This window comes from Streptomyces noursei ATCC 11455 (assembly GCF_001704275.1).
In the GTDB taxonomy this organism is placed as follows: Bacteria; Actinomycetota; Actinomycetes; order Streptomycetales; family Streptomycetaceae; genus Streptomyces; species Streptomyces noursei.
Window position 1 is genome coordinate 7534448 of the sequence record NZ_CP011533.1, and the last position, 25866, is coordinate 7560313.

Below are 25866 nucleotides of genomic sequence, written 5' to 3' on the forward strand. Positions count from 1 at the left end.
GCTGCCTCGCTTTGTGTCGGCTCGGTTGCGGTCGGCTCCGTGCACATGTCGCCGCCGGCGCACTGCCGCCCGAAATGGCGCACAGCCTAATCCGCTGACGAGCGGCAGCGACGTAGGGACAAGTGCCCTCTAGCCCGTACGAGTGCCCCCGTGCGGCGCCGTCTACGCCCCGCCGGCCGTCCGGGCCGCGCCATCCGCGCCAGATCCGCCGGCACCGCCTCGGTACGTTCCTCCCGGGCCCGGACGAGGCGCCGCTCCACCCGCCCCGTCCTGCGTCTGACGACAGGTCATATCGCCGACGGGAAGAGCGAGTCGGCCGCACCGCAAGCGGGAGGTGCCACGCAGTTTCCGGCCGCGACACCGCGCATCATCGGCCGCGCCAGACAGGGCGAACAACCCTCCCGCCAAGGCAAGTTGACGTGACGACAGGCATTGATCCGGCGACACGTGACGACAGGCACTCGTCCGGCGACCGGGCCCTGGTCGCGGGCGTCCTCGTCATGCGCTTCGCCGTACCGGACGAGGTGCCTGCCCGGGGGTATCGAGCGAAACGGGGCATAGGGGCTCATTCCGTACTTCACCGGTGCCCGGTCCGGCCCGGTGCCCGCCACCCGTCCGGACGCTCCATGATCCCCACTTCTACCCCTGTCCGTGCCGGAGAAAACGCGGAATCCATCGCCAAGAGGGGCAGGAAGTGAGGTCGAACCCGTACCCCACAGGAAAAACAGTCGTGACCATGGGGTGTCCGCAGAATATTTTTCACCGACCCCACTTGAATGGGCGATCCTTGCCTGGTTACGGTGTCTCCACAGGACGATCTACCGCCGGAGGGCAGTCATGACGGAAATTCTTTCGCCTGTGGGTGTCCGGGGCGGCACCCTGTCCGATGAGTCCGTGGTTGCGCACCCCGCCTGGCCCGTGCTGAAGGACGCCATCGAGAACATCCGCCCGTGGCAGTCCAAGGACGGTGCGATCGACCTCGCCGCGGACGGCGCACCCAGCGCCGCGGCCGTGCGCCACGAGGTCGACTGCGCCATAGCGGCCATCCGCGAGCTCGCCCCGCTGCTCCCGCACAACGCCGCCTACCACCAGGCGCTCGTCGACGACCTGCGCCGCTGGGCCGACGAGGGCTTCGGGGTCCCCGACTTTCTCGACTCGCTGCTCGCCTTCCAGCCCGCCCAGCAGCGCGCCGACGGCCTCCAGCACCTCGTCGTCTTCCCCATGTACACCCAGAACGGCAACCCGAACCGCAACTTCGAGGCCGTCGTGCTGCGCATGGTCTGGCCGGACTGGCTCGCCGACCTGGAGCGCACCCGCTATGACAACCCCCTGTTCTGCGGGATCACCTTCGAGGACTTCACCGCCGGCTACGACACCAACTCCGCCGTCCTCTTCCCCGAGACCATCGCGGTCCGCCAGGCCCCCGAGCGGTTCAGCTGGGGCGGCATCTTCTGCGACCGCGAGGCCGCCCGCTTCCGCCGGGTCAGCGAGGCCGCCGTGGAGATCCTCGGCGTCGAACTCCCCGCGGACATCGCGGCCATGCTCGACGACCAGCAGCGCTGCCAGCAGGCGTTCGTCCTCTGGGACATGATCCACGACCGCACCCACAGCCACGGCGACCTGCCGTTCGACCCGTTCATGATCAAGCAGCGCCAGCCGTTCTGGATGTACGGCCTGGAGGAGCTGCGCTGCGACCTCACCGCCTTCAAGGAGGCCGTGAAGCTGGAGGCCGAGGGCTACCCGCAGGCCCGGGACGTGCAGTTCGCGGTGATCTTCGACCGGATGTTCCGCTTCCCGGTCACCGGCGACCGGGTGCGCAATTATGACGGCCTCGGCGGCCAGCTGCTCTTCGCCTACCTCCACAAGCACGACGTCGTACGCTGGACGGACAACACGCTGCACATCGACTGGGAGCGGGCGCCCAAGGTCACCAACCAGCTCTGCGGTGAGATCGAGCAGCTCTACCGCGACGGCATCGACCGGCCCAAGCTGGTCCACTGGTTCGCCGCCTACGACCTCGTCTCGACCTACCTCGCCCCGCACCCGGGCTCGGTCTGGGCCAAGGGTCCGGACGCCCTCAACCTGGACCAGCCGCCGCGCAAACTCGTGGACGACGTGCTTCCCGACGAGTTCCCGCTGAGCATGTTCTACGAGGCGCTCGCCAAGAAGCTGCGCTCCGTGATCGCCTCGACCAAGGGCATCACCGCCCACAGCGAAGCGCCGGCGGCGGTGTGACGGGCGCGCGGACCGAGCAGGATCAGATCATGCGGCACAGGGATCGGAACACCCGGCGGGCGGCCGTCCAGGGGCAGGACGAGGAGGCGACGGAGATGGGCACTTCGACGGGCGGCAAGGGATCGCTGGAGGGTGCGGTCATCGCGGTGGCCGGAGCGGCCGGCCCGGCGGGCCGCGCCACCCTGCTGCGGCTGGCCGAGGCCGGCGCGGTGGTGGTCGGCTCGGACGCCAACCCCGAGCGGCTGGCCGAGGCCGTCGACGCGGCCCGCTACGCCCACGGCGGCGCCACGGTCATCGGCGAGACCGTCGACCTCCTCGACCTCGACCAGACCCGCGAATGGGCGGCCCGTACGGAGAAGGAATTCGGCCGGGTGGACGGCGTGGTCCACCTCGTCGGCGGCTGGCGCGGCTGCTCGACGTTCACCGAGACCGACCTGGCGGACTGGGACACCCTGCACAAGCTGCTGATCCGCACCGTCCAGCACACCTCCCTCGCCTTCAGCGAGGCGCTCGAACGCAGCGGCAACGGCCGCTACGTGCTGATCAGCGCGGCCGGCGCCAGCAAGCCCACCGCGGGCAACGCCGCCTACGCCGCGGCCAAGGCGGCCGCCGAGGCGTGGACCCTCGCCATGGCCGACGGCTTCCGCAAGGCGGGGGGCGAGGGCGGACCGCGCGCCGCGGCTGCCATCCTGATCGTGAAGGCGCTCGTCAACGACCAGATGCGCGCCGAGCGACCGAACGCCAAGTTCGCGGGCTTCACCGACGTCACGGAGCTGGCCGAGGCCATCGCCGGTGTCTGGGACCGGCCCGCCCAGGAAGTGAATGGACAGCGTCTGTGGCTGACCCCCAAGCCGTGAACCGGGCGAAGACCGACGCCCGGCAGCACCACGACCCGCAGATCCGCGGCTTCGCCAGCGACAACTACGCCGGTGCGCACCCCGAGGTGCTCGCCGCGCTCGCCCTCGCCAACGGCGGCCACCAGGTCGCCTACGGCGAGGACGACTACACCGAGCACCTCCAGCGCGTCTTCCGCAGCCACTTCGGACAGCGCGCCCAGGTGTTCCCGGTGTTCAACGGCACCGGCGCCAACGTCGTCGCGCTCCAGGCCGTCACCGACCGCTGGGGCGCGGTGATCGCCGCCGACACCGCGCACATCAACGTCGACGAGTGCGGTGCCCCGGAGCGGATCGGCGGCCTCAAGCTGCTCACCGTCCCCACTCCGGACGGCAAGCTCACCCCCGAGCTGATCGACCGCCAGGCGTGGGGCTGGGACGACGAGCACCGCGCCATGCCGCAGGTCGTCTCGATCGCCCAGAGCACCGAACTCGGCACCGTCTACACCCCGGACGAGGTCCGCGCCATCTGCGACCACGCCCACGAGCGCAACATGCTCGTCCACCTCGACGGCTCCCGGATAGCCAACGCCGCCGCCACCCTCGACGTCCCCATGCGCGCCTTCACCAACGCCGTGGGCGTCGACATCCTCTCCTTCGGCGGCACCAAGAACGGCGCGGTCTTCGGCGAGGCCGTCGTGGTCCTCAACCCGGACGCGGTCCGCGCCATGAAGCACCTGCGCAAGCTCTCCATGCAGCTGGCGTCCAAGATGCGCTTCGTCTCCGTCCAACTGGAGGCGCTGCTGGCCAAGGACCTCTGGCTCCGCAACGCCCGCCACGCCAACACCATGGCCCAGCGCCTGGCCGCCGGCGTCCGCGAGATCCCCGGCATCGAGATCCTCTACCCCGTCCAGTCCAACGGCGTCTTCGCCCGCCTCCCGCACGAGGTCAGCGAACGCCTCCAGAAGCGCTTCCGCTTCTACTTCTGGGACGAGCAGGACGGGGTGGTCCGCTGGATGTGCGCCTTCGACACGTCGGAGTCCGACGTGGACGCGTTCCTTTCGGCGATCCGCGAGGAAATGGGCCGATAAGGGCTTTTCCCTCACCCCTCACCCCACAGCCCCGTCCCCTCCCGTTGGTGGGTGGATTCCAGACCGTAGGGGTGCGCCTGGGTGGGTCCCTGCGGGTGCGTTGGCGGAGTACTGACGGCCGTCAGGGGACCACTGACCTCAGCCCTCATCCACCGTCTTCATGACCCTCAACGGGAGGGGGCGGGCCGGAGGGGGTGGTGTGCAGGACGTAAAGCGCAGCAGTCCTGCACACCGCCCCCGCAGGCCCGTCACCGCACCCGACAGCCCCGCGCAGCGGACAACGCAACAGACAACGGCCCAGCCCCGCGCAGCGGAACCGCAGGCGCACAAGGCGAACCCCCACGGCGGGACACCCGACAACGTGGGAAGCCAGTCCAATGCGCTGGACCGAGAGGTACCGTTTGCTGAACCGCCCGTCGGCATGCTCCAATGCCGGAGGAGGCCGTCGCCCGGCCTCGACTTTGGCAGATGTTCCCGAGAGCTCCGAGGTACGGCCCATGATCCGCACCCTGCACGTCGCCGACGAGGTGCGTGCCCTCGCGCCCGGTTTCGGCTATCTCGCCGTGGAGGCGCACGGCCTGACCAACGGACCCAGCGACGAGTTCAGTTCGGCGCTGCTGGACGAGGCCGCCCGGCGGCTCGTCGCGCGGCTCGACGGCCGGGCGCCGCAGGACGATCCGCACATCGCCGCCTGGCGCGCCGCTTACACCGCGTTCGGCTGCAAGCCCTCCCGTACGCGCAATTCCGCCGAGGCGCTCGCCAAGCGTGCCCTGGCCGACGGCGGGCTGCCGCGGATCAACCGGCTGGTCGACGTCTACAACGCGATCAGCGTCGCGCACCTGATCCCGGTCGGTGGTGAGGACCTGGACCGGATCCAGGGGGAGATGCGGCTCGTCCGGGCCGCCGGCGACGAGCCGTTCGCCACCGCCGCCGGCGGGGCGGAGGCGGTGGAGCACCCCGAGGCGGGCGAGGTGGTCTGGTGCGACGACGAGGGCGTGACCTGTCGGCGCTGGAACTGGCGGCAGGGTGTGCGCACCCGGCTCACCGAGGGGTCGGTCAACGCGCTCTTCCTGCTGGAGCGGATGGCGCCGATGACGTGGGACGAGCTGCGGACCGCGGGCACCGAGCTCGCCGAGGCGCTGGAGAAGGCGTGCCCGGGTGCCCGCGTCGAGGTGGGAGAGGTCTGGGCGCAGGAATCCTGAGCCCGGGAGACTAGGGCCTGTCCGATGGGTCAGGGTCGGCAAGGCCGTGCCAGACGCCACGGACCCGGCCATGACCCGTCGGACAGGCCCTATGCGCCGCCGCCGGGGGCCGGGGCCGTGCCGCCGAGGTGGGCCGGGATCCACCAGGTGTCCTCGGCGTCCCGGGGGCGTACGGGGTAGGCGCGCTGGGCGGCCTCCAGCAGGTCCTGGACGCGGGCCCGCAGCCGGTCAGTGATCTTCTCGGCCTGCTCGGCCGGGTCGGCCTCGACCGGCTCGCCCACCCGGATCGTTATCGGGAAGTGCTGGCGGCCCAACTGGCGCTTGTGGCCCTTGGTCCACAGCCGCTGGGTGCCCCACAGCGCCATCGGGAGCAGCGGGACGCCGGCCTCCTGGGCCAGCCGTGCCGCGCCCGACTTGAAGTTCTTCAGGGTGAACGACTCGGAGATCGTCGCCTCCGGGAAGACCCCGATGATCTCCCCGGAACGCAGCGCGGAGAGTGCGTGCTTGTAGGCGTGCATGCCCTGCGTCCGGTCCACCGGGATGTGCTTCATGGCCCGCATCAGCGGCCCGGAGACCTTGTGGCGGAAGACCGATTCCTTCGCCATGAAGCGCACCAGGCGCTTGGCCGGGCGCGCCGCCAGCCCGCAGAAGACGAAGTCCAGATAGCCGATGTGATTGCTCACCAGTACCGCCCCGCCGCGCTGCGGGATGTGCTCGGTGCCGGCGATGTCGAACTTCAGGTCCATCGTCTTGAAGAGCGTGCGGGCGGCGCCGATGACGGGCGGGTAGACGAACTCGGCCATGTCCGGGGGACCCCTTCTCTGTGCCTGGGGAGGGTTCTCCCGGCGGAAACCTACGCAGTCGTAACTCTGCGGCTCCGGAGATCGTGCCCGATGTCCGCCCCTGCGGCCAGCGCCCGAGCCGCCCGGAGCGGGAGATTCTCGTCACGTGGGCGGGGAAAACCGCAGGTCTCGGCCGGTTGCCCGGCGCAGGGGACGGTACACCCGGCACCTCGGGCAGCGGCCCGACCACCGGCCCTTCTCCGTGCCCGTGTGTGCGGGGTGTCCGCCCTGCCGGCCCCGCTCGCCGTCGGGTCGGTCCGCCGTTCCGCGGGGGCGGAACCCCGCCCGCCGACGTCCGGTGGGTGGTCCCGGGAATCTTTGTGGTCGGGTGAACGCTGCACCCTGGGATGACGGGGACGGCAGGGCGCCTCGTGCGCGTCGCGGTGTTCGTGGCGGCGGGCCGGCGCCCTCGGCCTCCCTCCGTCGCGGCGACGGAGGGACGACGGAAGGACGAAGGTGCGCAAGCGGGACGACGAGGCGCGGCTGGATGCCGCGGGGATCGGTGCGGAACTGGGGGAGCGGGCGACCCTCGTCCAGTTCTCCAGCGCCTTCTGCCAGCCCTGCCGGGCCACCCGGCGCATCCTCGCCGAGGTCGCCGGGATGGTCGACGGCGTGGCCCATGTGGAGATCGACGCGGAGGACCGGCTGGACCTGGTGCGGCGCCTGGGCGTCCTGCGCACGCCGACGGTCCTGGTGCTCGACCGGCACGGTGCGATCGTCCGCCGCGCCTCGGGCCAACCGCGGAAGGCCGACGTCATCGCGGCGTTGGGGGCGGCGGTCAGTGATTGATCTCCCAGATGCCCGGCGGCACTTGACGCTGCGGGGCGCGCCTCGTCAGCCTGACGTGATGCGGCCAGGAATTCCCCTCCTTCTGTACGGACGCGCGCACGTCGACCTTCTGCGGACCGCCAGCGCGCGCTGTCCCGGCGCGTGAGCAGCGACGACACCCCTGCCGCCGCCCGCCGTTCGGCCGCCGGCGGCCCCGCCCGGGCTCGTAGCCCACAGCAGAAGGACAACTCCATGACGGCCTCGCCCGATGTCGGCACGCCCCGCACCGCCTCCCCCGAACTTCTGCGTTCCGTCTTCCGTCAGCACGCCGCGGGCGTCGCGGTGATCACGGCGGCCGGCTCCGGACCCGTCGGCTTCACCGCCACCTCCCTCACCTCCGTGGCCGCCGAGCCCCCGCTGCTCTCCTTCGGCATAGGCACCGGCGCCTCCAGTTGGCCGACCGTCTCCGAGGCCGAGCACATAGGCGTCCACATCCTCGGCGAGCACCAGCAGGAGCTGGCCGCCACGTTCGCCCGCAGCGGCGCCGACCGGTTCGGCCCGGCCACCTCCTGGCGCACCGGTCCCGAGGGCGTGCCCCTGTTGGACGGCGTGTTGGCCTGGTTGGTGTGCAGGGTCGTGGCCCGGATCCCGGCCGGCGACCACCGGATCGTGCTCGCCCAGCCGGTCGTCGGCGACCCCGCGGGGCCGGGGCGGCCGCTCCTCTACCACCAAGGCCGCTTCAACGCGTTGCGCGACTGACGGGTTCCTCCGGACCTGCTTCGTCGCCCGATCAGGGCCGTTGGGAAGGTCACATTTCGACGGCCTTGATTCGGGGCAACAGAGTGTATGTACTGGCGAGTAATATGACGGTCGGCGCGGGGATCCGTATCCGACCGGGAGCCGCCCCGTGAGGCGCCTATGCTGCCAGCACAAGGCAGTTCTGAAGAGACGAAGCAGGTAGGAGAGCCGGCGTGAGCTTGAGGATCGTTGTCTGTGTGAAGTACGTGCCCGACGCCACCGGCGACCGGCACTTCGCCGAGGACCTGACCGTCGACCGGGACGACGTGGACGGTCTCCTCTCGGAGCTCGACGAGTACGCCGTCGAGCAGGCCCTGCAGATCAAGGAAGCCAACGACGGCGAGGCCGAGATCACGGTCCTGACCGTCGGCCCCGAGGACGCCACCGACGCGCTGCGCAAGGCGCTGTCGATGGGTGCCGACAAGGCCGTCCACGTCGAGGACGACGACCTGCACGGCACCGACGCGCTCGGCACCTCGCTCGTGCTCGCCAAGGCCATCGAGAAGACCGGCTACGACGTCGTGGTCTGCGGTATGGCCTCCACCGACGGCACCATGGGTGTGCTGCCCGCGCTGCTCGCCGAGCGGCTCGGCGTGCCGCAGGCGACCCAGCTCTCCCAGGTCGCCGTCGCCGACGGCAAGGTCACCGGCCGCCGGGACGGCGACACCGCCAGCGAGCAGCTGGAGGCCGCGCTGCCGGCCGTCGTCTCCGTCACCGACCAGTCGGGCGAGGCGCGTTACCCCTCCTTCAAGGGCATCATGGCGGCGAAGAAGAAGCCGCTGGAGACCCTCGACCTGGACGACCTGGACATCGAGGCGGACGAGGTCGGCCTGGAGGGTGCCTGGACCAAGGTCGAGTCGGCCGACGAGCGCCCGGCCCGTACCAAGGGCACGATCGTCACGGACGAGGGCGAGGGCGCCAAGCAGCTCGCCGAGTTCCTCGCGGGCCAGAAGTTCATCTAGGCCGCGGGTCCGGGGCCCGGCCCCGGACCGGCACCGCTTCCGCGGTCGGGATCGGGCGTCATCTCCCGCCTCCCCGCCCGTAATTGACGGTCCGTCGGAACCATCCGTCCTCCCTTCGCCCGCACTCTTCCTGCAGGAGCAATTCCCATGGCTGAAGTCCTTGTCTACGTCGACCACGTGGACGGCGCCGTCCGCAAGCCCACCCTCGAACTGCTCACCCTCGCCCGCCGCATCGGCGAGCCGGTGGCCGTGCACCTCGGTGCCGGCGTGGACACCGCCGCCCCCGTGCTCGCCGAGCACGGCGCGGTGAAGGTCCTGGCCGCCGACGCCCCGGAGTTCGCCGACTACCTCGTCGCCCCCAAGGTCGACGCGCTCCAGGCCGCCTACGACGCGGTCTCGCCGGCCGCCGTCCTGCTGCCGTCCTCCGCCGAGGGCAAGGAGATCGGCGCCCGCCTGGCCGTCCGCATCGGCTCCGGCATCATCACCGACGCCGTGGACGTCGAGGCCGGCGACGAGGGCCCGGTGGCCACCCAGTCGGTCTTCGCGGCCTCGTACACCACCAAGTCGCGGATCACCAAGGGCACCCCGGTCATCACCGTCAAGCCCAACTCCGCCGCCCCGGAGGCCGCCCCGGCCGCCGGTGCGGTCGAGCAGCTCGCGGTGACCGTCGCCGACGCCTCCAAGGGCACCAAGATCGTCTCGCGCACCCCGCGCGAGTCGACCGGCCGCCCGGAGCTGACCGAGGCCGCGATCGTGGTCTCCGGTGGTCGCGGCGTCAACGGCGCCGAGAACTTCCCGGTCATCGAGGCGCTCGCCGACTCGCTCGGCGCGGCCGTCGGCGCCTCGCGTGCCGCGGTGGACGCCGGCTGGTACCCGCACACCAACCAGGTCGGCCAGACCGGCAAGTCGGTCTCGCCGCAGCTGTACATCGCGGCGGGCATCTCCGGCGCGATCCAGCACCGCGCCGGTATGCAGACCTCGAAGACCATCGTCGCCATCAACAAGGACGCCGAGGCGCCGATCTTCGACCTGGTCGACTACGGCGTGGTCGGCGACCTCTTCGACGTCGTCCCGGCGCTCACCGACGAGGTCAAGTCCCGCAAGGGCTGACCCGGCCGGGCCCGCCGAGGCCCACCGGCACCGCATGGCCGAAGGCCCCGTACGCACCGGACGTACGGGGCCTTCGGCCGTGCGGCGTCCCGCCGGCCGCCAGGTCAGTCCCCGGTCTCGCCGTCCAGCGCCTCGCGCAGCAGATCCGCGTGCCCGTTGTGCCGCGCGTACTCCTCGATCATGTGGACGTAGACCCAGCGCAGGTTGAGGGTGCGGCCCCCGCGGACGGTGAAGGTGTCGTCCAGGTCGCGGCCGGCGGCGACCGCGTCGCAGGCCGCGATCTCGGCGCGGAAGGCCGCGTGTTCCGCTTCGGCCCGGGCCGGGTCGAGGTCGTTGAAGTCGGCGTCCGGGTCCGCTTCGGTGTAGTAGAGGCCGTCGATCTGCTCGCCGGCGAACCGTTGCCGGAACCAGACGCGTTCGACGTAGCTCAGATGACGCACCAGGCCGAGCAGGGTGAGCGGGGACGGCGGGGTGGCGGGCCGGGCGAGCTGTTCGCCGGTGAGGCCCGCGCACTTGGCGAGCAGGGTGTCACGGTGGAAATCGAGCCAGCCCTGCAGCATCGCGCGCTCGCTCGCGGCGGCGGGTATGTCCCGGCGTTCGATCCGGGGTGCGGTCCATGTCATGAGGGGGATTCTGGGGCGCGGCGGGCGGGTCGCGCCAGGGGGTTGGCGGGCTGGTGCAGGCCGGTGACCTGCGTCGCCACGGCCGGGAAGGGTGTTGACCTCGCCAACCGACAGCACTAGCTTCGCTATACGGATTGTTGATTCCGTTAGACGGAAACGCTCGGGTCGATGGCGACAGCGGGCACAAGCACCGGGAGGGTACCGAAATGGGGCAGCAGGAGACCGTGGCGACGAGCCTCGCGGACACCGTACGCGAGGGCATCGGAGCCGCCCTCGCCGAGGTGGACGCCGACCTGGCCCGGCGCTACCCGGGCGACCCCGGCACCCGCCAGCCGATCCACACGGTCTACGTCCCCGGCGACGCCTTCACCGCCGGCACCCTCCGCTCCTGGGGCGACCAGGCGCTCGCGATGCTCGACGAGCACGCCCCCGACGCCGCCGCCCTCGCGGGCGTCCTCGGCCTCTCCGACGAGCTCGCCGGCCCGGTCTACGAACGGGTCCGCGCCAAGCTGGAGCGCGAGCCCGTCGAGGACCTGCGCATCGACTTCGAGGACGGCTACGGCCTGCGGTCCGACGCCGAGGAGGACGAGACCGCCGCCCGCGCCGCCGCGCTGGTCGCCGCCGCGTACCGGGACGGCACCGCCGCCCCCTACATGGGCATCCGCATGAAGTGCATGGAGGCCGCCGTCCGCGACCGCGGCATCCGCACCCTGGACATCTTCCTCACCGGCCTGATGGAGGCCGGCGGCCTGCCCGACGGCCTGGTCCTCACCCTCCCCAAGGTGACCTACGCCGAGCAGGTCACCGCCATGGTCCGACTGCTGGAGGCGTTCGAGAAGGCCCGCGGCCTCACGCCCGGCCGGATCGGCTTCGAGATCCAGATCGAGACCACCCAGGCCATCCTCGGCGCCGACGGCCGCGCCACCGTCGCCCGCATGATCGAGGCCGCCGAGGGCCGCGCCACCTCCCTCCACTACGGCACCTTCGACTACAGCGCCTCCTGCGGCGTCAGCGCCGCCTACCAGGCCAGCGACCACCCCGCCGCCGACCACGCCAAGGCCGTCATGCAGGTCGCCGCCGCCGGCACCGGCGTCCGCCTCTCCGACGGCTCCACCAACGTCCTGCCGGTCGGCCCCACCGCCCAGGTCCACGAAGCCTGGAAGCTGCACCACGGCCTCACCCGCCGCGCCCTGGCCCGCGCCTACTACCAGGGCTGGGACATGCACCCGGGCCACCTCCCGACCCGCTACGCCGCCGTCTACGCCTTCTACCGCGAGGGCCTGGAGAAAGCCGCCGCCCGGCTCGCCGCCTACGTCGCCAAGGTCGGCGGCGACGTCATGGACGAGCCCGCCACCGCCAAGGCCCTCAGCGCCTACCTCCTCCGCGGCCTCGACTGCGGCGCCGTCGACCCCGCCGAGGTCGCCCGCCTCACCGGCCTCACCCGCACCGAGCTCGACGGGCTGGCGGGGCGGGGGGTGATGTCGGTCTGAGCCCCTCGTCTCCGTCCCGCGCCCTCGGGAGCGCGGGACGGAGACGTCGTCACTCCGGAGGCTTGCTGTATCGCTCCAACGTGCTACGGATGCCAGGCGTCCTATATTCCCCGCGGACCGGACGAGGACCCCGCCGTGGTCAGGCGCTGGACTACCCGGTGGAGAGGTGGCCCGTCCTACTCGGGGAGTACGGCTTTGGGGACTGCCGCACGACCGTTCTTCCGGCCCCCCCTCACGGGGAGGAGGAAGAGCGGAACGCTCGTTGTTCGGGCGGTGCGCGAGCACTAGGTGTGTTGTCCGATGGACCGGGCCGGAAGGGGCCGTGGCGCAGCCTGCGCAACGGCTGCACACCGCTCGCGCGTCAGGAGCGGGCAGCCCTGGAGGGTGGGCAGCCCGTCAGCCCTCCGGCGGTGCGATCTCCCCCGAGCCGCGGGGGATCAGTCGGGTGGGGATCTCCAGGCGCTGCGGGGGGTCGTCGATGCCGTCGAGGCGGCGGAAGAGCAGGCCGGCGGCGGTGCGGCCGAGGTGGGCGGAGTCCTGGGCGACGACCGTGATGGCGGGGTGGACCAGGTCGGCCAGTTCGAAGTCGTCGAAGCCGACCAGGGCGACCGGGCGGGGATGGTCGCGCAGGACCCGGACGGCGGTGACGGTGACGCGGTTGTTGCCGGAGAACAGGGCGGTGACCGGCTCGGGCGCGGCCAGCATGGCCGTGGCCGCGGCGCGGACCGGGTCGGGGGCGGTCGGGCCGAGGGAGACCCAGGAGTCGGCGACCGGCAGTCCGGCGTCGGCCATCGCGGTGCGGTAGCCGCGCAGCCGCTCCTTGGCGGTGTGGATGCGCGGCTGGTCGCCGATGAAGCCGATCCGGCGGTGGCCGTGCGCGATCAGGTGGGCGACCGCGGCCTGGGCGCCGCCGAAGTTGTCGGAGAGGACCACGTCGGCGTCGATCCGGCCGGCCGGGCGGTCGACGAAGACGGTCGCGACGCCGGCGGCTATCTCCGGTGCCAGATAGCGGTGGTCGTCGCCAGCCGGGATGATCACCAGCCCGTCCACCCGGCGGGCGCACAGCGCCAGCACCAACTCCTGCTCGCGGGCCGGGTCTTCGGCGCTGGAGCCGTTGATCAGCAGGGCGCCGTGGCTGCGCGCGACCTCCTCCACGGCGCGGCTGAGCGGGCCGTAGAAGGGGTCGGCGAGGTCTTCGAGGACCAGGCCGATGCTGGCCGTCCGGCCCTTGCGCAGGATCCGCGCGGAGTCGTTGCGGCGGAAGCCGAGCGCGGTGATGGCCTCCTGGACGCGACGTTCGGTGTCCGGGGTGACGCCCGGCTCGCCGTTGACCACCCGGGAGACGGTCTTCAGGCCGACGCCGGCGCGCGCCGCGACATCCTTCATCGTGGGGCGGGTGCCGTAGCGATGGGAGGTACCGCGGGCGGTCTCGGTCACGTGTGCGGTCCTGTCTGGCGGGGGACGGATGCGGTGGTGGGCGCGGCCGGACGGGGCGCGCGGCCGGCCACCGTGTGGCGACGAGCATAGCCCCTAGACAACGTTGTCAAATGCCGGAAGACTGGCGTTCTCACGCCGGGTCGGTACCCCGGCCCCCCATGCCCACCAGGAGAATTCGACACCGATGCAGACGGACCTCAGCGCAGCCCTGGACATTGGCGGCACCAAGATCGCCGGCGCTCTGGTGGACGCGCAGGGCAGACTCGTCGTCCGGGCCGCCCGGCCGACCCCCGCGGACCAGGACGGGGCCACCGTGATGCGCGCGGTGGCCGAGGTCGTCCGCGAGCTGGCCGCCGCGCCGGACTGGGCGCGGGTGGCGGCCGTCGGCATCGGCAGCGCCGGCCCGGTGGACGCCGCGGCCGGCACCGTCAGCCCGGTCAACATCCCCGGCTGGCGCGACTTCCCGCTGGTCGCCGGGGTGCGCGCGCTGGTGGGGGAGCTCCCGGTGACGCTGGTCGGCGACGGGGTCGCGATGACCGCGGCGGAGCACTGGCAGGGCGCGGCCCGGGGCCACGACAACGCGCTGTGCATGGTGGTCTCCACCGGGGTCGGCGGCGGACTGGTCCTCGACGGGCGGCTGCATCCGGGCCCCTCGGGCAACGCGGGCCACATCGGGCACATCAGTGTCGACCTCGACGGCGATCCGTGTCCGTGCGGCGCGCGCGGCTGCGTGGAGCGGATCGCCAGCGGCCCCAACATCGCCCGCCGTGCACTGGCCAACGGCTGGCGGCCGGGCGCCGACGGGGACGCCAGCGCCGCCGCGGTCGCCGCCGCGGCGCGCGCCGGCGACGCCGTCGCGCTGCGCTCCTTCGAACGGGCCGGCCAGGCGCTGGCCGCCGGCATCGCCGCCACCGCCACCCTCGTCGAGATCGACATAGCGGTCATCGGCGGCGGGGTCGCGGGCGCCGGGGATGTCCTTTTCGACCCGCTGCGCACCGCCCTGCGGGACTACGCGACGCTGTCCTTCGTCTCCGGACTGACCGTGGTCCCCGCCCAAATGGGAACCGACGCCGGGGTGGTGGGCGCCGCCGCGGCCGCCGCACAACGGTCCCGTCTCGATGCGTTCACCCCTGCCCCATAAGGGCACCGGCCGCCCCCCTCCGCCCCGTAGTCTGGTGCCGGCCGTCCGAGGCCGCGGCGAACGCCCCGGTGTCCAGGACGCACAGGCCGCTGTGGGGCACGGATTCGGGTAGCGAGGGGATCGGCACGGTGACTTCGGGGGAGCGCGAGCAGCACGGTGCGAACGGGTCCGGTGCGGCGGGCGGTGCGAACGGCCCCGGGCCGGCGGGTGAGGTGCCCGGCGGCGGTGTGCCGCGGGCCGCTTCCCGCGGCGGACCCCAGCGCGGCAACGACGACGACCTGACCGGGCGGGTGCTCGGCGGCCGCTACCGCGTCACCGGGCGGATCGGCCGCGGCGGCATGGGCGTGGTCTGCCGGGCCGACGACCAGGTGCTGGGCCGTGAGGTCGCGCTCAAGGTCCTGCGGGCCTATACGGACGCCTCCGCGCCCGAACTCGCCGACCTGCGCACCCGTATGCAGCGCGAGGCGCGGGCCGCGGCCCGGATCCGGCACTCCGGCGTGGTGACCGTCCACGACGTCATCGAGGAGGGCGGGCGTCCGGTCATCGTCATGGAGCTGGTGGACGGCCCGTCGATGGACGACGCCGTCGGCGAGCACGGGCCGCTGGACCCCCGGGAGGCCGCCCGGATCGGCGCCGCCGTGATGGACGCGCTGGACGCCGCCCACCAGGTGGGCGTGCTGCACCGCGACGTCAAACCGGGCAACGTCCTGTTGGAGGGATGGGGGCACCCCGCGGGCCGTTCGGGCCCCGGGAGGGGGCGGGTGGTGCTCACCGACTTCGGCATCGCCAGCATCGAGGCCCCCGGCGACGGCGCCACCACCAACATCACCCGCAGCGGCGAACTGGTCGGCTCGCTGGACTACCTGCCGCCCGAGCGCGCCCAGGGCATGGACCCCACCCCGGCCTCGGACATCTGGTCGCTGGGCATGACGCTCTACGCGGCGGTCGAGGGCGGCAGTGCGCCGTTCCGCCGTACGTCGGTGTACTCGACGCTGACCGCGATCGTCACCGAACCGCTCCCCACACCGCGCCGGGCCGGGCCGCTGACGCCCGTCCTGCACGCCCTGATGGCCAAGAACCCGGCCGACCGCCCGTCCGCCGCCCAGGCCCGCAGCATGCTCCAGGCGGTGGCCGAGGGCCGCGACCCCGGTGTGACGCCGCCCGCCTCGCCGTCGGTCGCCCAGCCCGGCCTGCCGTACGCGCCCACCGCCACGGACGTCACGGCGGGGGCCGGGCCGGTGCCCGGTCCCGCGGGTGCCGCGGCGCCGGCCGGCTGGCTCGGCGGGCCCGGCGCGCAGGGCGGCCCCGTGCCGCAGCCGCCGGCCCCGTACGCGCCGCAGGCCCCCGCTCACGACCCGTCGGCCACGGCCGCCGGCGGCATGGCCGGGGCCGCCGGCCCGCACCCGTATCCGGGCGGACCGGACGGCGACACCACCCGGCTGCCGGCCCGCCGGCGCCGCCGGGTACTGCTGGCGGTGGCCGCCGTCCTCGCGGTGCTGGCCGCCGGCGGCGGGATCACCTACGGACTGGTCGGCGGGGGCTCCGGCGACCGGGACACCGCGGGCGGACGGCACCCGGCGGCACCGGCCACCACGCCGACGGCGGGCCGGCCGAGCGTGTCCGCCGGCAAGGGCGGGGTCGGTGGCGACGGCAAGGCCACCGCCCCGTCGCCGTCCGACGCGGCGAGCCCCTCGGGCGACACCTCCCCGTCCGGCAACCCCAAGCCCGGTGTCCCGGGCGGTAGTACGGGCGGCCAGGCCGACGGGGGCCGGACCGGCGGCCAGGGCGGCACGGTCGGCGGCGGGGCCTCGGGCGGCGGCCAGGGCGGCACTGCGGGCGGTGCGCACGGCGGCACCACCACCGGCGGGTCCGGGTCCACGGCCGGCGGCGCCGGCGGCGGAAGCGGCGGTACCGGCGGCGGGGGACCGACCCGCGGCCCGTCCTGCGCCGACGTCGGCGGCGGCAAGGCCAACTGCGACGTGTGGCGCACCGCGAACTCCTACACCGCGTCCTTCCAGCAGGTCGGCCACCTCAACATGGGTACCAACTACTTCTACTGCCAGGCGAAGCTGGGCCGTCGCGAGACGTACGGGAAGTGGACCAACGTGTGGTGGGCCAAGACCGATGACGACAGCGGCAATTCCGGTGTCTACGTCAGCGTCGTCTACCTCACCGGAGGGGAGAACGACCAGCCGGTCCCGGGACTGCGGACCTGCTGAGCCTCGCCGACGCTCCCCGGATGCCGGGATCTCCATGGGACTCCGGCATATGCGACGTACCGCCCCGCCCGCGGCGGACCGGAGGCCGTGCGCGGGTGGGGGTTTCGGTGCTGAAGGGGCGGGGGAGCGCTTGTTTGCCGGGGCTTCGCGGCGGGGGAGACGGACCGGAATCCCCCGTGCGGTGTGTTCTTCGAGGCGGTGTTCCCGGTGCTGTGCGCGGCCCGTGGCCCCGAGCGTTTCCGTGGCAGGGTGTTGCGGGCAACTCACCTGGGTCTAGGGAAGAGGGGAAACCGTGATCGTCTGGCTGAACGGCACGTTCGGTGCGGGCAAGACCACTGCGGCTCAAGAATTGCTCGACCTGCTTCCCGGAAGCACGCTCTACGACCCCGAACTCCTCGGCAGCGGGCTGCGGTTGATGCTGCCGGCCAAGCGGTTCGAGGAGGTGGACGACTACCAGGACCTGCCGTCCTGGCGGCGCATGGTGGTGGACACCGCGGCGGCACTGCTCACCGAGGTGCCGGGCCCGCTGGTGACGCCGATGACGCTGCTGCGCCAGGAGTACCGCGACGAGATCTTCGGCTCCCTCGCCGCCCGCCGGATACCCGTCCGACATGTCCTGATCCATGCGGAGGAAACGATCCTGCGCGAGCGCATAGCGCACCGCGAGGAGACGCCCGGCGACCCCGAGGGCAGCGCGTCCGTGCGCCGCTGGTGCCTGGAACACCTGGAGCCCTACGCGCAGGCCCTGGACTGGCTCAAGGGCGACGCGCACGTCGTCGACACCTCGGCGCTGACCCCGCGCCAGACCGCCGAACGGGTCGCCGAGGCCGTCCGCACCGGCGCCGGTGCCTGCGACATCGTGCAGACCCCCGAGCCCACCGCGGAGACCCTCGCCGCCGGAGTGCTCCTCTTCGACGACCAGGACCGCGTCCTGCTGGTCGACCCGACGTACAAGCCCGGCTGGGAGTTCCCCGGCGGCATCGTGGAACCGGGCGAGGCACCCGCCCGCGCCGGCATACGCGAGGTGGCCGAGGAACTGGGCATCCAACTCCCGCGCGCCCCCAAGCTGTTGGTCCTCGACTGGGAAGCCCCCAAGCCCCCCGGCTTCGGCGGCCTGCGCCTGCTCTTCGACGGGGGCACGCTCACCCCCGCCCAGATCCGGGAACTGCTGCTTCCCGGCTCCGAACTGCGCGAATGGCGCTTCGTCACCGAAGCCGAGGCGGAGACCATGCTGCCGCCAGTCCGCTGGAACCGACTCCGATGGGCCCTACGGGCGCGGGAGCGGGGATGCCCGTTGCACCTTGAGGCTGGTATTCCCGTGGGCTAGCGGTTGTTCCCGTGGGGGTGCCGCACGTTGTCGGCTACCCCGCCGTGGGGGTTCGCCTTTTGCGCCTGCGGCGCGTGTCCGCCTGACGGCGGGTTGTTCCGTTGTCCGCTGCGCGGGGCTTTTGGGTGCGGTGACGGGCCTGCGGGGGTGGTGTGCAGGACTGCTGGCGCTTTACGTCCTGCACACCACCCCCTCCGGCCCGTCCCCTCCCGTTGTGGGGTGGGAAAGACAGGTGCGCGACCGTTGATGCCGGTGGTCCGGTGACGGTCACGACTCGACGACGAACCCGTAGGGGACCACGGGCCGGCACCCTCACTCATCGTTTTCATGACCACTCACGGGAGGGGACGGGGCTGCGGGGTGGGGGTTGTCCGGACGTAAAGCGCAGCAGTCCGGACAACCCCCACCCCGCAGCCCCGGCACCGCTGCCGAACAGCCCCGCGCAGCGGCACCGTCCTGCGCAGCGGACCCGCAACCACCGCCGTCAGGCGGACAGGCGTATCGGGACCACCCCGCCGTCAGGCGGCTCCGCCCCGCCCCTCCGCATAGCTCCGCAGGAAAAGCGCCTCGGCCAGCGACAGCCTCCGCAACTCCTCCGGGCACACGCTCTCGTTGACGGCGTGGATCTGGGCCTCCGGCTCGCTGAGGCCGATCAGCAGGATCTCCGCGTCGGGGTAGAGGGCGGTCAGCGTGTTGCACAGGGGGATCGAGCCGCCCATGCCGGAGGTCTGCATCTCCTGGCCGTCGTACGCCTCGCTGAGCGCCGCCGCCATCGAGGCGTAGGCGGGGCTGCTGGTGTCCGCGCGGAACGGCTGGCCCTGGCCGACCTGCTCGGCCGTGACCCGCGCGCTCCACGGGGCGGCGCTCTCCAGGTGGGCGGTCAGCAGCTTGGTGGCCTCGGCGGCGTCGGAGCCCGGGGGCACCCGCAGGCTCACCAGGGCGCGCGCCGAGGCGTGTACGGACGGGGTGGCGCCGACCACGGGCGGGCAGTCGATGCCGAGGACCGTCACGGCGGGCCGGGCCCAGAGGCGGTCGGCGACGGTGCCGGTGCCGATCAGTTCGACGCCGTCCAGGACCTTGGCGTCCGAGCGGAAGTCCGCCTCCGGGTACTGCAGGCCCTCCCAGGTGGCATCCGTGGTCAGCCCGCGCACGGTCGTCGAGCCGTCCTCGGCGCGCAGCGAGTCCAGGATCCGGATCAGGGCGGCCAGCGCGTCGGGGGCCGCGCCGCCGAACTGGCCGGAGTGCAGATTGCCGGCGAGGGTGTCGACCCGGACCTGCACCAGGGTCATGCCGCGCAGCGTCGCGGTGACCGTCGGCAGCCCGGCCCGGAAGTTGCCGGCGTCGCCAATGACGATGGCGTCGGCGGTCAGCAGCTCGGGGTGTGCCTCGGCGTACCGCTCCAGGCCGCCGGTGCCCTGCTCCTCCGAACCCTCCACGATCACCTTGATGTTGACCGGGACGCCGCCGTGCTCCTTGAGGGCGCGCAGCGCGGTCAGGTGCATGATCACGCCGCCCTTGCAGTCCGCGGCTCCGCGCCCGTACCAGCGGCCGTCGCGCTCGGTCAGTTCGAACGGCGGGGAGACCCAGGCGGCCTCGTCCAGCGGCGGCTGGACGTCGTAGTGCGCGTACAGCAGGACGGTGGGGGCGCCGGCCGGTCCGGGGAGGTGGCCGTAGACGGACTGGGTGCCGTCGGGGGTGTCCAGGAGTGCCACGTCCTGGAAGCCCTCGGCCTGGAGGGCGTCCACGATCCAGCGGGCCGCGCCCTCGCTCTCGCTCTTGGGGAACTGCGCGAAGTCCGCGACCGACTTGAAGGCCACCAGCTCGGCGAGCTCGGTCCTGGCCCGTGGTTGCAGTGCGGCGACGGTCTGGGCGAGCGGGCTGTCAGACATGGAACGCTCCTTGTGGGCGCGACGTTGGGTACATGGGGCACGTCCGGCGGGGTGAGCCGGGCGGGCCGGACGTACGTGTGCGTGCCACCGATCTTCCCACAGGCGGTTCGGCCGGACGCGGCCCGTAGGATGCGGGCGGTACGCGCAGCCAGGCATCGGACGGGAGCGGAAGCACAGGTGAGCAGCGAGCAGGCAGCCGAGGGCGAGCAGCAGGTGTGGGACGTGGTGGTGGTGGGCGCGGGGCCCGCGGGCGCCTCGGCGGCACACGCCGCGGCGTGTACGGGACGCCGGGTCCTGCTCCTGGAGAAGGCCGAACTCCCCCGCTACAAGACCTGCGGCGGCGGCATCATCGGCCCGTCCCGGGATTCCCTGCCGCCCGGTTTCGAACTGCCGTTGCGCGACCGGGTGCATGCCGTCACCTTCTCGCTGAACGGCAAGCTGACGCGCACCCGCCGCTCCAAGAACACGCTCTTCGGGCTGGTCGACCGCCCCGAGTTCGACGCGGCGCTGGTGGAGTCCGCCAAGGACGCCGGCGCCCGGGTCCGGACCGGTGTCACCGTCTCGCGGGTCGAGCAGCACGGCGCCAACGTCCCCGACCGGCGGACCGTCGCGGTGGTGCTCGCCGACGGCGAGGTGGTGCTGGCCCGGTCCGTGATCGGCGCGGACGGCAGCGCGAGCCGGATAGCCGCGCACGTCGGCGTCAAGGTGGACCAGGTCGACCTCGGGCTGGAGGTCGAGATCCCGGTGCCGGAGACGGTCGCCGAGGACTGGGCGGGCCGGGTGCTCATCGACTGGGGCCCGCTGCCCGGCAGTTACGGCTGGGTCTTCCCCAAGGGCGACACCCTCACCGTCGGTGTGATCTCCGCCCGCGGCGAGGGCGCGGCCACCAAGCGCTATCTGGACGACTTCATCGGCCGGCTCGGCCTGGCCGGCTTCGAGCCCGCGATCTCCTCCGGCCATCTGACCCGTTGCCGTGCCGACGACTCCCCGCTCTCCCGCGGCCGGGTGCTGGTCTGCGGGGACGCGGCCGGCCTGCTGGAGCCCTGGACCCGCGAGGGCATCTCCTTCGCGCTCCGCTCCGGGCGGCTGGCGGGCGAGTGGGCGGTGCGGATCTCCGAGGCGCACGACGCGGTCGACGCCCGCCGCCAGGCGCTGAACTACGCCTTCGCGATCAAGGCCGGGCTGGGAGTGGAGATGGGCGTCGGCCGCCGGATGCTGGCGGCCTTCGCGCGCCGCCCGGGGATGTTCCACGCCGCGGTGACGGGACTGCGGCCGGCGTGGCGGGCGTTCGCCAAGATCACCCGCGGTCAGGCCACGCTCGCCGACCTGGTCCGGGCGCATCCGGTGGCCCGGCGCGCGCTGGACGCCTTCGACCGGGCGGAGGCGTCCCGGGAGACCGCGTCGGCCGTCCCGCCGGCGGAGGTCGGCGACCAGGAGCCGGTGGCCGAACGGCGGTGAGGAGTCAGGCGGTGCCGCGCCGCCGTCCTCGTAGGGGCGCGGCGCCGCCGTGAGTGTCGCGTGGGCGCCGTCCCGGACGTCCGGGACGGCGGCCCGGCGCCCGGCCGGGTACTCCACCGGGAGTAGGCGCGACCACCCCGCCGGGCGGACGCCGCCGCGCCCGCCGCGGTCTAGCGTTGCGGCATGGACAACGCACGGCCGCCGTGGGCGCGGCGCCGCCTCGGCGCTGCGGGGGAGCTGTGGGCGGCGGCCCCGCAACCCGGAATACGGGCGGACGGCCGGCTGCCGTGGCGCTCGACGCTCGCGGTGACCCTGCTGGTCACCCTCGGCAGCAACGCCGCCGCCCGCAACCCGCACGGGCGTGTCCCGCTCGACTCCTTCGGCCATGCGCTGCTCCTCGCCGGCGCCCTGCTGCTGCTCTTCCGGCACCGCTATCCGCGGGCCACGGCGCTGGGCACCGCCGCCTGCTGCGCCGCCTACTTCGCGGCCGGCTACCCGTACGGGCCGGTGTTCGTCACCCTGGCCCTCGGCGCCTACGCGGCGATCGTCGCCGGGTACCGGACGGTCGCCTGGTGCGCGGTGGGCGGGGTGTGGCTGGTCCACCTCCTGGTCGCGCACTGGCTCTACCGCTGGCTGCCCCCGTACCTCGGACCGGCGCCCTGGGCCCAGGAACTGCTCGTCACCGCCTGGGTGGCGGCCGTGCTGGCGGCCTCCGAACTCGCCCGGGTGCGCCGCGAGCAACTGGCCAGGACGCGGGCCGAACGCGCCGCCGCCGAGCGCCGTCGGGCCGACGAGGAGCGGCTGCGGATCGCCCGCGAACTGCACGACGTCCTCGCGCACAGCATCTCGGTCATCAACGTCCAGGCGGGCGTCGGGCTGGCGCTGCTGGACTCCGACCCCGAGCAGGCCCGGACCGCGCTGTCCACCATCAAGGCCGCGAGCAAAGAGGCGCTCGGCGAGGTCCGACAGGTCCTCGACACCCTGCGCACCCCGGGAGACGCCCCGCGCGCCCCGGCCCCGGGCCTGGACCGGCTGCCCGAACTCACCGAACAGGCCCGGGGAGCGGGCCTCGCCGTGGACGTCACCACCGAGGGCACCCCCGCGGCCCTGCCGCCCGGCACCGACCTCGCGGCCTTCCGGATCGTCCAGGAGGCGCTGACCAACATCGTCCGGCACTCGGGCTCGCGCACCGCCCGGGTGCGGCTCCGCTACGCTCCCGGTGCGCTGGAGATCCGGGTCGTCGACGACGGCCCGGCCACCGCCGGTACCAAGGAGCTGACCGGCGGTGGCAATGGGCTGGCCGGGATGCGGGAGCGCGCCGCGGCGCTCGGCGGCACCGTCGAGGCGGGGCCGCGGCCGGACGGCGGCTTCCGGGTCCGGGCCCGCATCCCGCTCGCCGCCGCGGCCCGCACCGTCATCGAGGAGGAGTCGTGATCCGGGTACTGCTCGCCGACGACCAGTTGTTGGTCCGGGCCGGCTTCAAGGCGCTGCTGAACGCCCAGTCCGACATCGAGGTGGTCGGCGAGGCGGCGGACGGCCAGGAGGCGCTGACCGCCGTCCGCGCGCACCGGCCGGACGTGGTCCTGATGGACATCCGGATGCCGGTCGTCGACGGCCTGGCCGCCACCCGGCGGATCACCGAGAACCCGACACTGCGGGACGTCAAGGTCGTCATGCTGACCACCTTCGAACTCGACGAGTACGTCTTCGAGGCGATCCGCTCCGGGGCCTCCGGCTTCCTGGTCAAGGACACCGAACCGGAGGAGCTGCTGAGGGCGGTGCGCGCGGCGGTGGCCGGCGACGCGCTGCTCTCGCCGGGGGTGACCCGCCGGCTGATCGCGGAGTTCGCCGCCCGTTCCAAGGAGCCGGCGCCGGCCGCCGAACTCGCCGCGCTCACCGAACGCGAGCGGGAGGTGATGGCCCTGGTGGGCATCGGGCTCTCCAACGAGGAGATCGCCCGCCGGCTGGTGGTCAGCCCGCTCACCGCCAAGACCCACGTCAGCCGCACCATGGTCAAGCTGGGCGCCCGCGACCGCGCCCAACTCGTGGTGCTGGCCTATGAGTCGGGGCTGGTGCGCCCGGGCTGGCTCGGGTAGCCGGGCGCTCATCGCCCGGCCACCCGCGGCCGGCCCGTCGGGCACCGGTCAGATGCCCGCCCGCTCCTGCCACAGCGTCCGCAGCGACGCGTCGCCGGAGACCGTCAGCCCGTCCCAGGGGAGGCGGTTCCACAGCGCCAGATACAGCCGCTCGGCCGGGCCCTCGACGGTGCAGTCGGCGGTGGCCCCGGCCTCGGGTGCGTCGGGCGTCCGGACCGTGCGTGGTGGCGCGTCGGGGGTGAGGTGCACCGTCCAGTCCGCGCCGGGGGTGTCGACGGCGCGCAGCCGCAGCGTCCGGGGTGCGTCCGGGCGCAGCCGGCTGCGGTCACCGGCGTGGAAGCCCGCCACGAGTTCGTCGACACCGTCGGCGGCGAAGCGCGCCGGCAGCGGCGTGAGCGGGACACCGGCCGCCTGCTGGGCGTCGACCCGGTGCACCGACGTCTCGTGGGCCTGCCGACGCGCCCAGAAGGCCAGCGGGGACGGGGCGGGAAGGAACGCCCACGTCCGCAGGTCCTTCGGCGCGGTGTGCAGCGCCACGACGAGGTGGTGGTGCCCCTCGCGCAGCCACGGCACCAGCTCGTCGTCGGACAGCTCCGGGGCCTCCGGGAAAGGCATCCGCCGATCCCCGGGCTCGGTCACGAACCCCGCCGCCCAGCGGTGGACCCGCCCTATGTGCAGCACCAGATCGCGCATCCGCCACTCGGGGCACGCCGGCACGGGGGCGTCGGGCCCGGCCTCGTCGGCGGCGTCCGCGAGCAGCCCGCCGTCCAGTCGCAGCGTTTCGACGAACTCAGTGATCTCCATGCCCCCGAGTCTGCCAGCCACCACTGACAACGCACCGCCCCGGGCCGCCCGCCGCCTGGGCGCACCCTGCGATGGAGTCCGCCGACACGTCACCGAAAAGGGCGAGCCCGTCGCCGTCGGCCACACCATCGGCCACAACGCCCCGTCGCCCTACCAAAGATGACGGTTCGTCACCCCACCCGTACGCGCAAACCGGCTCAGGGCCGGGCGACCTCGCTCCGGTGCGCCCCACGCGTCAGATGCGCGACCAGAGCCGCCACCGCGGCCAGCAGCGCGACCGTGGTCAGCGCCACCGGCAGGCCCCACACCTCGGCCAGGAAGCCGATGGCGGGCGGGCCCAGCAGCATGCCGCCGTAGCCGATCGTCGAGGCCACCGCGACCCCGTCCGGGCCGCCCGTCGCCCCGGCCCGTGCGATGGCGATCGGGAAGATGTTGGCCAGCCCCAGACCGGCGACCGCGAATCCGGCGCAGGCGCCCCACGCGGTCGGCGCCAGCGCCCCCAGCAGCATCCCGGCCGCCGCCGTGCCGCCGCCCGCGACCAGGGCCCGCGCCGCGCCGAAGCGCTCGACGAGCACGGTCCCGGAGAGCCGCCCGGCGGTCATCGCCAGCGCGAACACCGCATAGCCGGCGGCCGCGAGGCCCGGTGAGGCGGCCAGGTCCTGGGAGAGGTGCAGCGCGCCCCAATCGGCCAGCGCACCCTCGCCGTACGCGGTGCACAGCGCGATCACGCCGAAGACGAGCACGAGCCGGCGGGTCCGACCGGGCACCCGGGATCCCCGCGGCCGATCGGGCGCCGCCGGGGAGTGCCGCTCGACGCGTTCCTCGGGGGGAGCCGCCGGTGTCCCCGCTCCCGTACGTCGCCGTAGCAGCGCGACGCCCGCGACGGCCGTCACCAGCAGTCCGCACACCGCCAGCACCAGCAGGTGCACGAAGGGCGAGAGGTGCGCCGCGACCAGCCCGCCGAGCCCGGCGCCGACCATCCCGCCCAGGCTGAAGGCGGCGTGGAAGCCGGACATCACCGGGCGGCGCAGGGTCGCGATCAGTTCGACGGCGGCGCTGTTCATGGCGACGTTGAGGGAGCCGTACGCCGCGCCGAAGACCAGCAGCACCAGGCCGAGCGCGGTGGCCGAACGGGCGAGCGGGGGCAGCAGGATGCTCAGCGCGAGCGCGGCACCGGAGGCCACGGTCACGGCATGACTGCCGAAGCGCCGGCACAGCCGCCCGGTGAGCATCATGAACGCCACCGCCCCGACCGAGACGCCCAGCAGCGCCAGGCCCAGCGTGCCCGCGCCGGCGCCGGTCTGCGCCTTGATCGCGGGGATCCGGACGACCCAGCCGGCGAAGAGGAAGCCGTCCATGGCGAAGAACGCGGTGATCGCGGCGCGCAGCCGGGTCGCCCCGGGGGCGGCCGGTACCGGGACGGCACACGCCGTCCGGCTATGCGGCGATGGAGGGGATTTCGAGGCGTCGGAGGCGATCTGGGCCCGATTGCGCGTCAAGGCCGTGCGTATTTTGTTTAGCGTCGGCACAAAGCCAGAATA

The 25866-nt window shown here is 73.4% G+C and carries 21 protein-coding genes; 15 read left to right on the top strand and 6 right to left on the bottom strand.

Annotated elements, in window-relative coordinates:
- Positions 1-837 precede the first annotated feature (837 nt).
- From SNOUR_RS32060 to SNOUR_RS32075, 4 genes are all read left to right on the top strand, one after another.
- Complete coding sequence (locus SNOUR_RS32060; RefSeq protein WP_067353980.1) at positions 838-2235, top strand: DUF6421 family protein; 1398 nt, start codon at positions 838-840, stop codon at positions 2233-2235.
- A 95-nt stretch (positions 2236-2330) separates the two neighbouring features.
- Entirely contained in the window at positions 2331-3092 is a 762-nt protein-coding gene (locus SNOUR_RS32065; RefSeq protein ID WP_067358961.1) for an SDR family NAD(P)-dependent oxidoreductase, read from the top strand.
- Positions 3089-4159 (top strand): threonine aldolase family protein, encoded by a 1071-nt coding sequence (locus SNOUR_RS32070; protein WP_376738597.1) that lies wholly within the window; start codon positions 3089-3091, stop codon positions 4157-4159. Before SNOUR_RS32065 ends, SNOUR_RS32070 begins: the two co-directional genes overlap by 4 nt.
- 497 nt (positions 4160-4656) lie before the next feature.
- A complete protein-coding gene (locus SNOUR_RS32075; protein ID WP_067353984.1) occupies positions 4657-5361 on the top strand; it encodes a B3/B4 domain-containing protein in 705 nt (234 codons plus the stop codon).
- Between the two features lie 89 nt (positions 5362-5450).
- Here the strand turns inward: SNOUR_RS32075 and SNOUR_RS32080 are convergent, their stop codons facing one another.
- The gene (locus SNOUR_RS32080) at positions 5451-6164 is read right to left on the bottom strand and encodes a lysophospholipid acyltransferase family protein (protein WP_067353993.1); all 714 of its coding nucleotides are present in this window, start codon (positions 6162-6164) and stop codon (positions 5451-5453) included.
- A 495-nt stretch (positions 6165-6659) separates the two neighbouring features.
- Between SNOUR_RS32080 and SNOUR_RS32085 the strand changes: the two genes are divergently transcribed.
- From SNOUR_RS32085 to SNOUR_RS32100, 4 genes are all read left to right on the top strand, one after another.
- Entirely contained in the window at positions 6660-6992 is a 333-nt protein-coding gene (locus SNOUR_RS32085) for a TlpA family protein disulfide reductase (RefSeq protein WP_067353995.1), read from the top strand.
- Positions 6993-7223: 231 nt separating this feature from the next.
- On the top strand, positions 7224-7730 hold the full coding sequence (locus SNOUR_RS32090) for a flavin reductase family protein (RefSeq protein WP_067353998.1): 507 nt from the start codon (positions 7224-7226) through the stop codon (positions 7728-7730).
- A 212-nt stretch (positions 7731-7942) separates the two neighbouring features.
- Positions 7943-8731, top strand: coding sequence for an electron transfer flavoprotein subunit beta/FixA family protein (locus tag SNOUR_RS32095; RefSeq protein WP_079142988.1), 789 nt, complete (start codon positions 7943-7945; stop codon positions 8729-8731).
- Positions 8732-8878: 147 nt separating this feature from the next.
- Positions 8879-9841, top strand: coding sequence for an electron transfer flavoprotein subunit alpha/FixB family protein (locus SNOUR_RS32100; protein ID WP_067354003.1), 963 nt, complete (start codon positions 8879-8881; stop codon positions 9839-9841).
- Between the two features lie 104 nt (positions 9842-9945).
- On the opposite strand, the gene SNOUR_RS32105 is transcribed toward SNOUR_RS32100, so the two are convergent.
- On the bottom strand, positions 9946-10464 hold the full coding sequence (locus SNOUR_RS32105; RefSeq protein ID WP_067354005.1) for a DinB family protein: 519 nt from the start codon (positions 10462-10464) through the stop codon (positions 9946-9948).
- Positions 10465-10670: 206 nt separating this feature from the next.
- On the opposite strand from SNOUR_RS32105, the gene SNOUR_RS32110 reads away from it, so the two are divergent.
- A complete protein-coding gene (locus SNOUR_RS32110) occupies positions 10671-11954 on the top strand; it encodes a DUF6986 family protein (protein ID WP_067354008.1) in 1284 nt (427 codons plus the stop codon).
- 396 nt (positions 11955-12350) lie between these two features.
- On the opposite strand, the gene SNOUR_RS32115 is transcribed toward SNOUR_RS32110, so the two are convergent.
- A complete protein-coding gene (locus SNOUR_RS32115) occupies positions 12351-13391 on the bottom strand; it encodes a LacI family DNA-binding transcriptional regulator (RefSeq protein WP_067354010.1) in 1041 nt (346 codons plus the stop codon).
- A 184-nt stretch (positions 13392-13575) separates the two neighbouring features.
- On the opposite strand from SNOUR_RS32115, the gene SNOUR_RS32120 reads away from it, so the two are divergent.
- The 3 genes from SNOUR_RS32120 (at position 13576) to SNOUR_RS32130 (ending at position 18078) form a co-directional block, all read left to right on the top strand.
- Positions 13576-14532, top strand: a complete 957-nt coding sequence (locus SNOUR_RS32120; RefSeq protein WP_067354012.1) for an ROK family protein — start codon at positions 13576-13578, stop codon at positions 14530-14532.
- A 227-nt stretch (positions 14533-14759) separates the two neighbouring features.
- Complete coding sequence (locus SNOUR_RS32125; protein WP_079143593.1) at positions 14760-16751, top strand: serine/threonine-protein kinase; 1992 nt, start codon at positions 14760-14762, stop codon at positions 16749-16751.
- 292 nt (positions 16752-17043) lie between these two features.
- Entirely contained in the window at positions 17044-18078 is a 1035-nt protein-coding gene (locus tag SNOUR_RS32130) for an NUDIX hydrolase (RefSeq protein ID WP_067354015.1), read from the top strand.
- A gap of 518 nt (positions 18079-18596) precedes the next feature.
- Here SNOUR_RS32130 and SNOUR_RS32135 read toward each other — a convergent pair.
- Positions 18597-19967, bottom strand: coding sequence for a dipeptidase (locus tag SNOUR_RS32135; RefSeq protein ID WP_067354017.1), 1371 nt, complete (start codon positions 19965-19967; stop codon positions 18597-18599).
- 177 nt (positions 19968-20144) lie between these two features.
- Between SNOUR_RS32135 and SNOUR_RS32140 the strand changes: the two genes are divergently transcribed.
- The 3 genes from SNOUR_RS32140 (at position 20145) to SNOUR_RS32150 (ending at position 23521) form a co-directional block, all read left to right on the top strand.
- The gene (locus SNOUR_RS32140; RefSeq protein ID WP_067354020.1) at positions 20145-21425 is read left to right on the top strand and encodes a geranylgeranyl reductase family protein; all 1281 of its coding nucleotides are present in this window, start codon (positions 20145-20147) and stop codon (positions 21423-21425) included.
- Positions 21426-21608: 183 nt separating this feature from the next.
- Positions 21609-22859 (top strand): sensor histidine kinase, encoded by a 1251-nt coding sequence (locus SNOUR_RS32145; RefSeq protein ID WP_079142989.1) that lies wholly within the window; start codon positions 21609-21611, stop codon positions 22857-22859.
- Positions 22856-23521, top strand: coding sequence for a response regulator transcription factor (locus tag SNOUR_RS32150; RefSeq protein ID WP_067354022.1), 666 nt, complete (start codon positions 22856-22858; stop codon positions 23519-23521). The genes SNOUR_RS32145 and SNOUR_RS32150 overlap by 4 nt, the downstream gene beginning before the upstream one ends.
- Before the next feature lie 48 nt (positions 23522-23569).
- Here SNOUR_RS32150 and SNOUR_RS32155 read toward each other — a convergent pair whose 3' ends face one another.
- Together SNOUR_RS32155 and SNOUR_RS32160 are read right to left on the bottom strand one after the other, a co-directional pair.
- Positions 23570-24325 (bottom strand): maleylpyruvate isomerase family mycothiol-dependent enzyme, encoded by a 756-nt coding sequence (locus SNOUR_RS32155; protein WP_067354024.1) that lies wholly within the window; start codon positions 24323-24325, stop codon positions 23570-23572.
- Positions 24326-24522: 197 nt separating this feature from the next.
- Positions 24523-25854, bottom strand: a complete 1332-nt coding sequence (locus tag SNOUR_RS32160) for an MFS transporter (protein ID WP_376738553.1) — start codon at positions 25852-25854, stop codon at positions 24523-24525.
- Positions 25855-25866 lie beyond the last annotated feature (12 nt).